The sequence below is a fragment of the Rhizobium sp. 05N49 genome, from assembly GCF_056396805.1.
On the sequence record NZ_JBFTME010000001.1, the window covers coordinates 150,916 to 165,265 of the forward strand.

Consider the following 14,350-nt stretch of genomic DNA (forward strand, 5'->3'; position numbering starts at 1 on the left):
GAGGCGGTTTTCAATCGGTCGTTGCCGCGAGAATCCTGCCGCCCCTCGGCTCCTGGACGATGACGGCGCTCTTGAGGTCGCCGGCCGTAGCCGGGATCGGCAGCTTCACCATCTTGCCGTCCCAGGTGCCGAGACGCGTCAACTCGTGCACGACATGAGCGTGCGGCAATGTCTCGCCAGCGTTCTCGCCTCTGGCGACCGGAACCTGCACGGTGCCCGGAGCGTAGCGGACGAGCCAGACGTCGGCCGGAGCGCTCCGGCCCTTCGCAGCGTCGATGACAGCCACGTTCCGGGAGAGCGCGATCCCGGGGCCGGACAGTGCGGGCTCGGACGCGATCAGGCGCCGGATCTGGTTGAGATCATAGCCGACGGTCGACTGGTGGCCGTTGACCACCATCTGCGGCGTGAAAGGGCCGGATTGGCCGAGTGCGGGCTCATAGGTCACCTGCCGGTCGGTGAATTCCTTCTTTCCGAAAATGTCCTTCCACCCGAGATAGTCCCAATAAGTCACCGAGAAGCTTAGGGCGAGCACATCAGGATCGTTGCTGAGCTTGACGAGATTGGCATTGGCCGGAGGGCATGAGGAACAGCCCTGGCTGGTGAACAGTTCCACGACCGCAGGTGATTGCCCGGCGGAGGCCTGAGAGGTGGAACCAAGGCCGAAGATTGCGGCGATGATCGCAAGATTGAACGGGGCTAAATATGTCATGGCGGTGCTCCCTGATGATCTGCATCTCGTTCTCCTTCGCAGGTGGATCGCCATTCGTTACAGCCTCACGCACTTGTGACGGTGTCCGGAAAGCCGCGCCGCCAGCCTTTCCCGGCCAAAGGTCTCCGGCCACAGCGAAAAAACTTCGGGACGCCTGTAACAAATCCCGCTTCGCCTACGTACATGCAGTAGGGGCGTGACGGTACCGGACATCGAAAACGACCATGGCAACACTCGACGATCACAGCCAGGCCACTCCAGCAGGCCCGACGATAACAGTCATCCGCCGGCACTCGCTGGCAACCCGCATTACACACTGGATCAACGTTCTCTGTCTCAGCCTGCTTTTGATGAGCGGGCTGCAGATTTTCAATGCCCACCCGGCGCTTTACTGGGGCCAGTACGGTGCGGATGCAGACCCGTCCTGGCTGTCGATCGGCGCCGTCGATGGCGGCACGCGCGGCGTGCTTCGCATTGGCAATCTGCAGATCACCACGACAGGCGTTCTCGGCGTTTCGGGAACGGGCGATGACGCGACCGAGCGTGGCTTCCCTTCCTGGATCACCATTCCGAGCTACCAGGATCTCGCAACCGGCCGCCGCTGGCATCTGTTCTTTGCCTGGCTCTTCGTCATCAACGGATCGATCTATGCGCTCATCGGCTTTCTGTCAGGCCATTTCCGACGCGATCTGGCGCCGAGCGGCGAAGAGATCTCGCCGCACCATCTGGGACAGGAGATCGCCGACCACGCGCGCCTGCGCTTCCCAAAGGGTGAAAAGGCAAGGCGTTACAATGTGCTGCAGAAGCTCGCCTACCTGATCGTCATCTTCATCCTGCTGCCGCTGATGTTTGCAACGGGCTTGACCATGTCACCCGCCATGGATGCCGGCTATCCCTTCCTGCTCGACCTCTTCGGCGGCAGGCAAACGGCCCGGTCGATCCACTTCATCTGCGCCTGGTCGATCGTCCTCTTCGTTTTCGTGCATATCGCCATGGTGATCCTGTCCGGCCTCTGGAACAACATGCGCTCGATGATAACGGGCCGCTACGTGATCGAAACCGAAAGGGACGATCGATGACCTTCTCCATTACACGCCGCGGCCTGCTAATCGGATCGGCTGCCGGACTCGGTGCATTCGGCCTGACCGGCTGCGACGATGTCGTCCAGAACCCCAATGTCCAGTCTGTTCTCGACATGGCCGAGACGCTGACGATGAAAAGCCAGCGGCTGCTCGTTCCCAAGGACAAGCTGGCGCCTGAATATTCCGAAGCCGATATCTCGCCGACATTCCGGCCGAACGGCACCAGCCAGCCAGACAGCGAAGCCTATGCGCAGATGATGGCAACCGGCTTCGCCAACTGGCGACTGAAGATTGACGGGTTGGTAGAGCGTCCCGTCGAGCTTTCGCTCGCAGATCTGAAGAAGCTGCCCTCGCGCACCCAGATTACCCGCCACGACTGCGTCGAGGGCTGGAGCGCGATCGGCAAGTGGACGGGCGCGCAGCTCGGACCGCTCCTGCAGAGCGTGGGGCTGAAACCGCAAGCCCGCTATGCCGTCTTCTACTGCGCAGACCAGCTCGAGCAGACGCTGGACGGTAGCGGAACCTATTACGAAAGCATCGATCTCATCGACGCCTTCCACCCGCAGACCATCCTCGCCTACCAGATGAACGGCAAGGATCTGGAGGTCGCCCACGGCGCCCCGCTTCGCCTGCGCGTCGAGCGCCAGCTTGGCTACAAGCATGCCAAATACCTGATGCGGATCGAGATGAAGGACAGCTTCGCCGGCCTGTGGGGCGGCAAGGGCGGCTTCTGGGAGGACCGGGGCTACGAGTGGTATGCCGGAATCTAGGCACTCGTGCCCCCGATCAGTCTTGCTGCGGGACAGACTTGCCGCGCGACAGACTTGCAAAGGGCAATGGCGCCCGCAAGGAGGAGGAGAAGACCATGTTGAAATGCACAGCAGCAGCAATCGTCCTCGCAGCAGCTTCCGCGCTGCCTGCCTTTGCACAAGACGCGATGATGTCGGCGAAATGCGACGAGGCCTCGATGATGAAAATGCAGGCCGACATGGATGCCATGACGGATCCCGCCATGAAGGAAAAGAAGGAAATGGCGTCCAAGGAAATGATGATGGCCAAGGATTCCATGAAGGCCAACAAGATGGAAGAATGCAAGACGCACATGGAAAAAGCCATGAAAAGCATGAGCAACATGTGAAGCGTATCAGACAGATGCGGGCGGCCCTGGGAGGGCTGCCCGCGGCATGAACGCCGCAGCACGAACGGCAGCAACCGCCCCGTCGGCGCCAATGTACTCGCGGCTGAACGGAATTCCCCGACAACGGCCTGATCGCCGGCTCACCCGGCCATGCCATCCCTACGCTGGAGGAGTCGGCGCAATCCGTCAGGCGAGCAACGCTCGTGCTGCCCGAGCGCCGGGCAAGCGCATTGTGATGCGCGGAACATCTGGCATCCGCACACCGACGCTGGCATAAATGAGCTTCATCGAGGGAGGCATCATGATGCAGAAGAACGCGCCGGACTTCAGCCTTGCGGGCAAGGTGACTTTGGTGACGGGAGCGAGCCGTGGCATCGGCCGGGCTTGCGCACTTGCCTGTGCCGCGGCAGGCTCCGATATCGTCCTGGGGGTCCGTGATGTCTCAGCCTCAGCGGGCTTGGTTGCCGAACTCGAGGGCACGGGCCGAAAAGTTCTCCCGGTTGAACTGGATATTCCCAACAAGGCCCATATCGCACAGGCCGTCGACGCAGCGCTGGCCACGTTCGGTCGGATCGACATCCTCGTCAACAATGTCGGCGTGGCTCCGGGCAATCTCGCGGAACTCGTCGAGGAGAAGGACCTTGACGAGATCCTCGATGTCAACATCAAGGGCACCTTTCTGATGACCCAGGCGGTTGGCCGTCACATGATCAAGCGCAATGGGGGCCGGATCATCAATATCAGCTCGCAGGCCGGTACCGTGGCGCTGCGTGGTGAGGCCATCTATTGCATGAGCAAGGCGGCAATCAATCACCTCACGCGCTGCCTTGCGGCCGAATGGGCACGCTACGATATCACCGTAAACACTGTATCGCCGACCTTCATTCATACCGACGGTACAGCACCTTTTCTATCCGATGCCAACAATCACAAAGCGACCCTCGGTCATATTCCGCTCGGTCGGATCGGTGAAACCGATGATGTGGTGGGTGCCGTAGTCTTCCTTGCCTCACCGGCTGCAAGCCTGATCACCGGCGCAAACCTGCTGGTGGACGGTGGATGGTCCGTCGCCTGAGACCAAGCAGGCCCCTCACCCGGCCACCTTTACCTGCTTGGCAAACGGCACCCACAGCAGCGCGCAGGCCGTCAGCACCGCAACCACCATCCATGCCTCGTTGATCGCCTGAACACTTGCGGCCGTCTGCACCAGCGGATCGAGCATCGCCGTCGTATCCGCGTCGAACTCGCCGTGATGGCCCGCGACCGCCTGCAGCGGTGCGCCGACAAAGGCGGCAATGCCCGTGTCCCCCGCCTTCAGCCGCTCCCAGAGGCTATCGCCGAGCGGTCCCGAGCGCGTGTAAACGATAGTGTCGATCAGTGCGATGCCGATTGCACCGCCAAGGTTGCGCATCAGGTTGAACAGGCCGCTGGCGTCTGGAATGCACTCCGGCGGCAGCGTGCCGAGCGCGAGGCGCGTCGGCGGCAGCAGGCAGAACATGATGGCGGTGCCGCGGATGACCTGCGGCCAGAACATCGCGTCGAAATCGGTCTGCGGGTCCTGAAAGGCGCTCATGCCGATGCCGATGGCAAAAAGCGTGAAACCGACCGCAGACAGCAACCGCGCATCCAACCGCTTTTCGAGCGCCACCGCGATCGGCGCGGTGATGAGCTGGGCAATGCCCGTCACCAGCATCGTCATGCCGATTTCGAGCGCGTTGTGCCCGCGCACGAAGGCGAGAAAGACCGGCATGAGATAGACCGAGCCGAAGAGGCCAATGCCGAGAATGAAGCTCATCGCAGAGCCCGCCAGAAAATTCCTGTCCCCGAAATTCCCGAGTTCGACCACGGGCAAGGCGCGATGCAGCGACCGCCACGCGAAGACAGCTCCCGCAACCACCGACAGGCCGATGAGGCCGGCGACGTAAAGCGAAGTCCAGCCGCTCGTCGGCGCTTCCTTCAGGCCGAGTTCCAGTGCCGCGAGGCTCGCCGCCATCAGGAGCAGCGAGACGATATCGAGATGCCACAGCTCGGAGAGATTGACGCCGTCCCGCGGAAGCGCGCGCATGGCGACGAGTGCCGCGACAATGCCGGGGATGATATTGATCAGGAACAGCCAGTGCCAGGAATAGGTCTCGGTCAGCYAGCCGCCGACGATCGGCCCGATGGTCGGCGCGAGCACCGCCAGAACGCCGGCGATCGTCGTCGCCAGCGCCTGCCGTTCATCCGGAAACAGGATGAAGACGGCCGAAAACACCGAGGGAATGAGCGTGCCGCCGGAAAATCCCTGGATCACCCGCCACGCGATGAGCCCGCCAAAGCTGTCGCTCGCCGCACAGCCCGCCGAGGCGATCACGAAGAGCGACAGCGACACGACGAAGAGCCAGCGCATCGTCAGCAGGCGCGTGAGAAAACCCGTCAGCGGTATCGCCACCACTTCGGCGATGAGATAGGCGGTCTGCACCCAGCTCATCTGATCCGGATGGATATCGAGTGCCGACTGGATGGTCGGCAGCGAGGTCGCCACGACCTGAACGTCGAGGATGGCCATGAACATGCCGAGGCACATCGCCATGAAGCCGATCCACCTGAGGCTGTGGGGAACTGCTGATAAAACGGTTTGAGACCGGTCGGGCATGCAATGATCCTGCAAAAGCGTCGTTCTCAGGCGCGGCCTGGATGGCCGGAATCAACGCATGGCAGGCGACAATAGCAGGGCATGGCGCAGCATGCCAAAACACAATGGCAGGAGCCGCTTCGCCGCGCCGATGACGCGCTGCGGAACCCCATTATCAGCCGCGTCACGACCGGCGCATGGGCTTCGAACGGGAAGCGCCGTCATCGAGGAAAGGGCTTCCATTCGCGGCAGCCCATGCATGGGTGACAAGCCGCACCATGTGCGTTTTGCGAACATCATGTGTTCGATCATATCGGTTTTCACATTGCCGCAAAGCATGTTTCATACCCCTCGCACAAACGATCTGATCCATCCGGGAACAACAGCGCTGCCATGACCGGCTTCGGCGCGACCACGCCCGCACGACCGCAAGAGGAAATGCCATGAAGGATGAACTGCGCGCGCTGGCTTCGCTTGCCGGCCCCTTCCCGCCATTCGATGCCGATGCCGTGCCCGACGACCCGCGCGATCTCTTCTCCGACTGGCTGCGCGATGCGATAGCGGCAGGCATCCGCGAACCGCATGCCATGGTGCTCTCGACGGTGGACGGGAACGGCGCGCCCGATGCCCGCCTTCTCATCCTGAAGAACCTCGACGCCAGGGGCTGGCATTTCGCAACGTCAGGCAACGGCCCCAAGGGCCGCCAGATCGCCCTCAACCCTTACGTTGCGTTGACCTTCTACTGGCCGGCGCTCGGCCGTCAGGTGCGCCTGCGCGGCACGGCTTTCGAAGCCGGCGAGCCGGAACGCCTGGCCGATTTCCGCAGCCGCTCGGCAAGTGCACGGGCCGCAGCCCTTGCCGGCCGGCAGAGCGAGGCGCTGTCCTCCCGCAGCGAACTCCACGCCGCCATCGACGAGCAGATCCGGCGCATCCACGCCGAGCCGGATCTCGTGGCGCCGAACTGGCAGCTCTTCATCGCCATGCCGCATGAGGTGGAGTTCTGGCAGGGTGCAGAGGACCGGCTGCATCACCGCCTGCTCTATCGGCGGGAGAAGGCCGGCTGGCGGCGCGAAAGCCTCTGGCCCTAGGCCTTTCCTGGTCAGGCAGGCGATTACCGCGGCCTTTACCAGCGCCGGCGGCCCGAGGCGCGCCTTACGGCAAATGCCGGCGCAAACGGCTGCCGGGCCGAGGAGAGCAACGCCAGGACAAAATAATCAAGATTTCAGGACCCCGCCTCTTGCAATCGGTCGTGACGCGCATCATATCCCGGCTTCACCTGAAAACGAACTTGCGCTTGGTATCGACGTCGGTCGAGCCGCGTTCGAGCTTCACAGGACAAGGGCGCTCCCCGCAAGGGTCGAGCGCCCTTTTGATTCCGGCTCGTGGCCGCCGCCTCAGGCGTAAGGTGTACCCTCTAGCGACGCCTTCACGCCAAGACTTCCCTGGTCGGTGAGCGCCAGAAACAGGGCCTTCGCCTTCCCCGTATCGCCGTGCTGCCGGAAGCTTCGGTGCGCCTCGATGAAGGCGACGCTCCAGGTGGCAAGCAGCATTGCGCTCGCAAGCCTTGCCGCGGGATCGTCAGCCGGTCGCCCCGCACTTTCGGCAAGTGCCACCGCCAGTTCTCCCGCAATCTCGTCCCGGATAGCGCGCGCCCTCGCCTTCAGCGTTTCGCTGTTTTCCACCGTCTCGATGAAAGTCTGGCTCGCCGCCGAAAACAGCAGATAAGGCGTCTGCTGCCGCACAAGCTGATGCGCCAGCAGCCGCAATGCCTCGATCGGCGGCACCCCGCCATCGCGCTGCCGCAAGGCCGCGCGAAGTGTCTCGCGCGCCTCCTCGTCGCGATCGAAGAACATGTCTTCCTTGCGCGGGAAATGGTTGAAGACTGTCATTCGGCCGACATCGGCGGCCGCCGCAATCTCATCGACCGTCACATTCTCGAAGCCCCGCTCGAAAAACAGCCGGTCGGCGGCAAGCGAGATGGCGCGCCGCGTCGCAAGGCGCTTGCGGGATCTGCGATCCGAGGGTGCTTCGTCTGATGGCGTCGTCATGCGGCTTCCATAACAGGATTCATGTACTGAGTACACCGATGTTGACAGGCAGTGTTTCGCAGCCTATTACTGTACTCAGTACATATTAATATGCAGTACATCGATAGCAGATGGACGTGGATCCGTGCCCGGGACCGCGATCGGTCGAGCCTTGTCTGCATCCGCCGAAAGGAGAATCCTCAATGAAAGCCATTCAATTCAGCCGCTATGGCGGCGCCGAGGTCCTCGGTATCGTCGAGATCGATCCACCGCATCCCGGCCCCGGAGAGCTGCGCATCAGGGTGCGTGCAGCCGGCGTCAATCCCTCGGACTGGAAGCGGCGCGAGGGACAATATCGCGCTTTCGAGGACGTCCGTTTTCCCTCCGGCGTCGGCGTCGAGGCCTCCGGCATCGTCGATGAAGTCGGCCCCGGCGTCGCGAGCACCTTCGTCGGGGATGCCGTCTTCGGCTATGGCCGGGCCACGATGGCCGAACATGCCATCCTCACCCACTGGGTTCACAAGCCCGACGACCTGCCCTTCGAGATCGCCGGCGGACTGCCCGTAATATCGGAGACAGCCTGGCGCAGCCTTGATGAGCTCCACGTCAAAGCCGGTGAGACGCTGCTCGTCAGCGGTGCTGCGGGCGGCATCGGCTCGGCTGTCATCCAGCTGGCGCGCATTCGGGGCATTACCGTAATCGGCACGGCAAGCCCGCAGAAACACGACTATCTGAAGAATCTCGGCGCCATCCCGACGACTTACGGGCCGGGTCTCGCCGATCGCGTGCGGCAGCTCGCGCCCGAAGGGATCGATGCAGCCCTCGATATCGCCGGCTCCGGCATCATCCCCGAGCTGATCGCCTTGACTGGCGATCCCGCCCGTGTGCTGTCCGTCGCCGATTTCTCGGCGGAGGAATATGGCGCGAAATTCTCGCACGGACCGCCGAAGGAGCCCGAACGAGTGCTCGCCGATGTGGCACGGCTCTATTCCAGGGGCCAGTTCCGGCTGCACATCGAGCGAAGCTTTCCGCTCGAACAGACGGCCGAGGCCCAGACCCTCAGCGCTGCCGGCCGCGTCACCGGCAAACTCATCATTTCCCGTGAGCCAGACCATGAATAGACCCCTCATCGTCATCTTCACCGCCATCTGCCTCGATGCCGTCGGCATTGGCCTGATCTTCCCGATCCTCCCGCGTCTGCTTCAGGAGGTGACGCATTCAGCCGATATCGCCTTCTATATCGGCATCATGACCGCGCTCTATGCCGCCATGCAATTCGTCTTCGCTCCCGTGCTCGGCGCACTCAGCGACAGTATCGGCCGCCGTCCGGTGCTCCTGATTTCGCTTGCGGGCGCTGCCGTCAATTACGTCATCATGGCCTTTGCGCCCTCGCTCTCCCTGCTCTTTGCCGGCCGCGCCATCGCCGGTCTCACCAGCGCCAACATGTCGGTCGCATCCGCCTATATCACCGACATCTCGCCCGCCGATCAGCGCGCCCGTCGCTTCGGCCTGTTCAATGCCATGTTCGGCGCCGGTTTCATCATTGGACCGGTCCTCGGCGGCCTGCTCGGCGATTATTGGCTGCGCCTGCCCTTCATCGCCGCCGCCGTGCTCAACGCCGCAAACCTGCTGCTTGCCCTCTTCGTCCTTCCGGAATCCCGGGCGCCCTCCCGCCGGACGATAAATATCGCAGCCCTCAATCCGCTTGCACCCTTCAAACGGCTCGTCTCGATGAAGGCACTGCTGCCGATCGTGCTGGTCTATTTCGTCTTCAGTGCGGCAGGCGAATCCTACGGCACCTGCTGGGCGCTCTGGGGTTTCGATGCCTTCGGCTGGAACGGAGTCTCGATCGGCCTGTCGCTCGGCGCCTTCGGCATCTGCCAGACCGTCTGCCAGGCCTTCCTCCCCGGCCCCGCCACCCGCCTGCTCGGCGAGCGCTGGTCGGTGCTCACAGGCATCGCCGCCGCCTGCCTCGCCCTTCTTGTCATGGCCTTCGCGAACCAGGGCTGGATGATCTTCGCCATCATGCCTGTCTTCACCCTCGTCGGCATCGGCAACCCCGCCTTCCAGGCGCTTGCCACAAGCAAGGTCGCTCCCGATCGCCAGGGCGAACTGCAGGGCCTGCTCGCCTCCACGATCAGCCTCGCCTCGATCATCGCGCCGCTCGGCTTCTCATCCCTCTATTTCCTCACGGGGGAGAACTGGCCGGGCGGCATCTGGCTCTCGGTGATCGCGCTTTATGCAGTCGCAGTGCCGCTGGTGCTCATAAGCACGAGAACCCGTGCCATTGGAGAGGCCGTAAATGCTTGAGGACTTTGCGTGACCCAAAGCCGCTGGCAGCTTTCGGGCACTGCCTGCCGCGAGACGCCATTCTTGTCCGCATCACATGAAGTATGCATATCGTAGTCAAATGAAGATACGGTCGATTTGCGCAGACTTGTTTAGCTTCGATGGAAACGTTGATCGGGCAAATCCCGTCGCCATCCGCGTCGAGCTTTCCAATAATTCTGCAATGAGAATACGCGGTTCCAGTGATGGAGAGAGCATAACCGTGGATGATCAACCTCTCGAAGGTCCTGCCGATATGGCAGAGTTTGGGAAGATTGAAGTTCAGCAGCTTACAGACCACTTCGACGATGCGATTTTAGGCTGCGAGATCGTGACGGTGAACGAGGTTCTGGACGGCAACAATATTGCCGTCGGACTAGCTTTCAATAGCAGTGAAACCATAGTGCTTTGCATTTGGAACTACGGCGACGAACTACACTACGGCAACTTTGCCACCATGGCTCAGCAGGATTGGGGAGCGACACTCCGTGTCTCCTCAAAATGCTACGAATTGAGATAGGTCACGTCGATAAGCAATAGGTGGTCGTGGCTAGCGCCCGGGCTCGCCTTGCATGTCCAAAACCGCTGTCAGCGCTCTGGCAGTCCCGCCTGCCGCAAGCCCTCGGCCGTCCGGTCTGCCCATTCCGGCACGCCCTGAAACACGGGTCTCGACAGATATCGCTCGATTGTAAAATGCGGCTCGATCTGCAGCAGCTTACCCGCGGCCCACCTGGCCGTCGTCAGGTCGCCGCTCATCGCCGCCCAGGCCGCCATCATCCTGTAGCACCAGGTGACATCAGGATGTTTGTTGACGACCTCGCGGGCGATGGCAACGGCCTCGGAATAGAAGCCAGACATGGCAAGCGAAAGGGCCATGCCCATCCGCATGTTGAATGTCAGCGGGTCTGCCGGGCTCAGCGTCAGAGCCCGTTCGAACCGTTCCGCAGCACCGGACTCGCCCTTGTAGCTTGCAACCCAGCCATAGCGCGCCCATGCCCAGGCATTGTTCGGATCGAGCGCAAGGGCCCTTTCGAGATAGGCGGCCGCACGCTCCTGATCGCCGCAATGGCTGAGAGCCCCGCCGACCGCCGTCAGCGCCGTCGGATCATCATCGATGGAGCCCACTGCGGCCTCGACCGCCTTCAAGGAGCGTTCGAGGTCCCGCGCGGGTTCGTCGGTCCAGATGTAGCCGAGATGCTGTGCGTAGCACCATGACAGAAAGGCGTGAGCGCGGCCGTAAGCGGGGTCGATCGCGATGGCATCCTGCAGCAACGGTATCGCTCGCTCGTTCGTCGCCTTGCTCTGCCCCCAAAGGTATGGGTACGCGCGCATGACGAGATCGTAGGCCCGCAGGCTGTTTGGCGGCTTGCGCTTCGAAAGCTCGGTTTCAGCGCTGCGGATGGCCGGATGGATGGCGCCGGCGACCTGCGCGGCGATCCTGTCCTGAAGCTCGAAAATATCCTCGGCCGCCCCGTCGTAGCGTTCGGACCAGAACTGCGTGCGCGTCTCGGTGTCGACCAGTTGAACCGAGATCCGCAGGCGGTCTCCGCCGCGCCGCACGGTGCCCTGGACTACGTAATTGACGCCAAATTCGCTCTCGAGGTCATGCACGTCGACGAAGCGGCCCTTGTAAGTGAAGGCGGACTGGCGCGCGATGACGAAGAATTCGCGAACGCGCGAAAGCGCCGCGGTGATTTCCTCCACGACACCATCGACGAAATACTCATCGCCCTGACCGCTGAGATTGTCGAAGGGCATGACGACGATCGACGGCTGGTCCCTGCCGAAGCGCTGAGCAGGTGATGGCGTTGCTGGCCCTGTTCCTCTCGCTGGTCCGGCATCCCCGCCTTCAGGCGCCTCCAGCAGCCAGTCGACCCGAAAGACGGATATCGGCCGGGGTATGTTCTTCATGGCGCGTTCGCCGAGGCTCGTCAGCACGAACGGAACCTTGCCATAGAGATGCTCGCGCACGGACCCGGAAATGCAGATGCCCGACGGCGGCGCCATCTCCTGCAGGCGCGCGGCAATATTGACGCCGTCGCCGAGCAGATCGTCGCCAGACACGATGACATCGCCCAGATTGATGCCGATGCGGAATTCAAGGCGGTGCTCCGCGGGCATGTCCTGCGGATTGCCGGCAAGGCGCCGCTGGATTTCGACCGCGCACCTGACAGCCTGAACAGCGCTTGCGAATTCGGCGACAAACCCGTCACCTGCTGTGCCGAAGATGCGGCCTTCATGCTCGCGCACGATCTCGGCTATCTGGCTGAGGCACAGGTTGAGGGCACGGATCGTGCCCTCCTCATCCAGCGCCGTAAGGCGGCTGAAACCGGCAACATCGGCGGAAAGGATGGCTGCGAGCTTTCGATCCACGGTGGTGGTTGCTCCTGCGGAGTATCGTACCCTGGGATGAATATGCGCGGATTTCGCCAAATTCATAGGGTTTTACACGAATGGATGAGTGACCGCCTTCGGCATGGTCGTCGTCGCAGCGGCACACACGGCTTGGTCAGCGGGATTTGCACCGCTACAAGTTATGGATATTTCGATATTCAATTTTACCGATAGTTTTTGGCGCCTGTTAAGCGCCGGCTGGTAATCGGTCGTTATCGCAAATGCCTGTGCCAAATTCCCTCTACTAAGTCATTGTGAAATCGGAATTTTGAAATGCGCCTTTTTAAAGAGTTTATGGTCATCACCGTCTTGCCGATGCTGCTTTGCGGCTGCGGCGCGGCCAAGTCTCTTCAGGCTGGGGCTGCCAAGCTTACAGATGACCTCGGAACCGCCCTGACCGCCCCCTATACCAAGGTCGACAGCCAGTGGCGTGGCAAACCGATCGCGACATTCGAAAGCAAGTTCGGGGCGCCGACAGACCGCAGCGCTGCAGGCGGAACGCCTGTGCTGACCTGGCAGCGATCGCGCGTGGTGCGGATACCCGCAAGAACCTATGACCAGACGGAGTATGTCGGCAACATGGTCCTGACCAAGCGGATCTTCTCCCCGGAACATGATCAGGAAGTATCCTGCACCGTTGCCGTCACCGCAAAATCGGGAATGATCACGCGGGTGAAAACGCTAAGCGACAGGGTCGTTCCGGTTGGCGAAGACGGGTTCTTTCCGTCGAATACTTCGACCTGCCAGATCATTTTCGGACTGTGAGAGAATTGCCCGAAGGCGATGGTCACGCTCACGTCTTCTGCGCAGAGAACTTCAACACGATCGCCGGATGGGCACCTGCTGCCCATTGAGCACATGCCCTGATCATCAGACGTTGCCGCGTCACATATCCTTCATCGTCCCCGGCTAGGCAGGCCGAAATCCGGAGACTGACCATGGACACGACCACCCAGCCAAACCGCCCGAAGATCGCCGAAACCGTCATCCACCCRACGGCAAGCCTCAGGGATTCCAGCATCGGCAAATGCTGCGAGATCCTGGAGCATACATCCCTGCACACGGTCGAGCTCGGCGATTATTCCTATCTCGGCCAGCGCTGCATCGTCGGCGATGCCTCGATCAGGAAATTCTGCGCCATCGCCGCAGAGGTCAGGATCGGCGCGCCCAACCACCCCATGGACCGCCCGTCCATGCACCGTTTCACCTATTGCCCGGAATATTACTCCGCCGATGCGGTGCGCGATCATTCCTTCTTCGCCGACAGAACGGCGGACCGCGCCATCATCGGCAATGACGTCTGGATCGGCCACGGCGTCATCGTGCTTCCGGGCGTGACGGTCGGAGACGGCGCCGTGCTTGCGGCGGGCGCCGTCGTCACCAAGGACGTCGCGCCCTATACGGTCGTCGGCGGCGTTCCCGCCAGATTCATCCGCGAGCGCTTCTCGCGAACGACAGCCGAAAACTTGCCGCCATCGCCTGGTGGGACTGGCCGTTCGAGACCATCATGAAGCGGCTCGCCGAATTTCAATCCAGTGATATCGAGGCTTTCTGCGAGCGCTGGTCCGAGCCTGCCCATCTTGCGCAAGAGAGTGAGGATCGCCGGTCATGAGCGATGAAAGACATCAGCATAGTGCGGCCTGCCATTGCGGCCGCGTGAAATTCCGGGTCCGGCTGGCGGATGAGTTCAACACGATCCGCCGCTGTACGTGCTCCTACTGCCGCATGCGCGGCGCCATCGCCGTCTCTGCCGATCTCAAGGATATCGAGTTCGTGGAGGGCGAAGACAACCTGACGCTCTATCAATTCAACACCCGGACGGCGAAGCACTATTTCTGCAGGACCTGCGGCATCTACACCCATCATCAGCGCCGCTCCAATCCGAACCAGTTCGGCATCAATGTCGCCTGCATCGAAGGCTTCAGCCCCTTCGATTTTCCGGAGGTCCAGGTCATGGATGGCGTCTCCCATCCCTCGGATTCCGGCTCTGCCGCAAGGGTCGCCGGGATTATCCGATTCGAACAGGCAAAGTGAGCGTCGCCACGCCGGCTTTTGCAC

14 protein-coding genes and 1 pseudogene are annotated in these 14,350 nt (G+C 62.0%); 11 read left to right on the top strand and 4 right to left on the bottom strand.

What is annotated here, in order from left to right; genetic code table 11:
- Window positions 1–10 precede the first annotated feature (10 nt).
- Window positions 11–709 (bottom strand): DUF1223 domain-containing protein, encoded by a 699-nt coding sequence (locus AC1DF8_RS00790; RefSeq protein WP_477994580.1) that lies wholly within the window; start codon window positions 707–709, stop codon window positions 11–13.
- A gap of 224 nt (window positions 710–933) precedes the next feature.
- On the opposite strand from AC1DF8_RS00790, the gene AC1DF8_RS00795 reads away from it, so the two are divergent.
- The 4 genes from AC1DF8_RS00795 to AC1DF8_RS00810 all read left to right on the top strand — a co-directional run bounded on the left by AC1DF8_RS00795 (window position 934) and on the right by AC1DF8_RS00810 (window position 4,004).
- Window positions 934–1,788, top strand: coding sequence for a cytochrome b/b6 domain-containing protein (locus AC1DF8_RS00795; protein WP_113016795.1), 855 nt, complete (start codon window positions 934–936; stop codon window positions 1,786–1,788).
- Entirely contained in the window at window positions 1,785–2,561 is a 777-nt protein-coding gene (locus tag AC1DF8_RS00800) for a molybdopterin-binding protein (protein ID WP_112969485.1), read from the top strand. Before AC1DF8_RS00795 ends, AC1DF8_RS00800 begins: the two co-directional genes overlap by 4 nt.
- Before the next feature lie 95 nt (window positions 2,562–2,656).
- On the top strand, window positions 2,657–2,929 hold the full coding sequence (locus AC1DF8_RS00805) for a hypothetical protein (protein WP_112547111.1): 273 nt from the start codon (window positions 2,657–2,659) through the stop codon (window positions 2,927–2,929).
- Between the two features lie 304 nt (window positions 2,930–3,233).
- On the top strand, window positions 3,234–4,004 hold the full coding sequence (locus AC1DF8_RS00810) for an SDR family NAD(P)-dependent oxidoreductase (protein ID WP_477995049.1): 771 nt from the start codon (window positions 3,234–3,236) through the stop codon (window positions 4,002–4,004).
- A 15-nt stretch (window positions 4,005–4,019) separates the two neighbouring features.
- Here the strand turns inward: AC1DF8_RS00810 and AC1DF8_RS00815 are convergent, their stop codons facing one another.
- On the bottom strand, window positions 4,020–5,564 hold the full coding sequence (locus tag AC1DF8_RS00815; RefSeq protein WP_477994582.1) for a DHA2 family efflux MFS transporter permease subunit: 1,545 nt from the start codon (window positions 5,562–5,564) through the stop codon (window positions 4,020–4,022).
- A gap of 422 nt (window positions 5,565–5,986) precedes the next feature.
- Between AC1DF8_RS00815 and AC1DF8_RS00820 the strand changes: the two genes are divergently transcribed.
- Window positions 5,987–6,631, top strand: a complete 645-nt coding sequence (locus AC1DF8_RS00820; protein WP_477994584.1) for a pyridoxine/pyridoxamine 5'-phosphate oxidase — start codon at window positions 5,987–5,989, stop codon at window positions 6,629–6,631.
- 306 nt (window positions 6,632–6,937) lie between these two features.
- Here the strand turns inward: AC1DF8_RS00820 and AC1DF8_RS00825 are convergent, their stop codons facing one another.
- On the bottom strand, window positions 6,938–7,591 hold the full coding sequence (locus AC1DF8_RS00825; RefSeq protein WP_477994585.1) for a TetR/AcrR family transcriptional regulator: 654 nt from the start codon (window positions 7,589–7,591) through the stop codon (window positions 6,938–6,940).
- 182 nt (window positions 7,592–7,773) lie between these two features.
- Here AC1DF8_RS00825 and AC1DF8_RS00830 point away from each other — a divergent pair, with 182 nt between their 5' ends.
- The 3 genes from AC1DF8_RS00830 (at window position 7,774) to AC1DF8_RS00840 (ending at window position 10,418) form a co-directional block, all read left to right on the top strand.
- The gene (locus tag AC1DF8_RS00830) at window positions 7,774–8,691 is read left to right on the top strand and encodes an NADP-dependent oxidoreductase (protein WP_477994587.1); all 918 of its coding nucleotides are present in this window, start codon (window positions 7,774–7,776) and stop codon (window positions 8,689–8,691) included.
- Entirely contained in the window at window positions 8,684–9,880 is a 1,197-nt protein-coding gene (locus AC1DF8_RS00835) for a TCR/Tet family MFS transporter (protein WP_477994588.1), read from the top strand. The genes AC1DF8_RS00830 and AC1DF8_RS00835 overlap by 8 nt, the downstream gene beginning before the upstream one ends.
- A gap of 127 nt (window positions 9,881–10,007) precedes the next feature.
- Window positions 10,008–10,418, top strand: a complete 411-nt coding sequence (locus tag AC1DF8_RS00840; protein WP_477994589.1) for a hypothetical protein — start codon at window positions 10,008–10,010, stop codon at window positions 10,416–10,418.
- A gap of 68 nt (window positions 10,419–10,486) precedes the next feature.
- On the opposite strand, the gene AC1DF8_RS00845 is transcribed toward AC1DF8_RS00840, so the two are convergent.
- Complete coding sequence (locus AC1DF8_RS00845; protein WP_477994591.1) at window positions 10,487–12,271, bottom strand: adenylate/guanylate cyclase domain-containing protein; 1,785 nt, start codon at window positions 12,269–12,271, stop codon at window positions 10,487–10,489.
- A gap of 294 nt (window positions 12,272–12,565) precedes the next feature.
- Between AC1DF8_RS00845 and AC1DF8_RS00850 the strand changes: the two genes are divergently transcribed.
- The 3 genes and pseudogenes from AC1DF8_RS00850 (at window position 12,566) to AC1DF8_RS00860 (ending at window position 14,326) form a co-directional block, all read left to right on the top strand.
- On the top strand, window positions 12,566–13,057 hold the full coding sequence (locus AC1DF8_RS00850) for a hypothetical protein (protein ID WP_477994592.1): 492 nt from the start codon (window positions 12,566–12,568) through the stop codon (window positions 13,055–13,057).
- A gap of 173 nt (window positions 13,058–13,230) precedes the next feature.
- Window positions 13,231–13,904 (top strand): annotated as a pseudogene (locus tag AC1DF8_RS00855) (DapH/DapD/GlmU-related protein).
- Window positions 13,901–14,326 carry a GFA family protein gene (locus tag AC1DF8_RS00860; protein WP_112969475.1) on the top strand — a complete coding sequence of 142 codons (426 nt, stop codon included), beginning with the start codon at window positions 13,901–13,903 and terminating at the stop codon, window positions 14,324–14,326. Before AC1DF8_RS00855 ends, AC1DF8_RS00860 begins: the two are co-directional and overlap by 4 nt.
- Window positions 14,327–14,350: the final 24 nt, after the last annotated feature.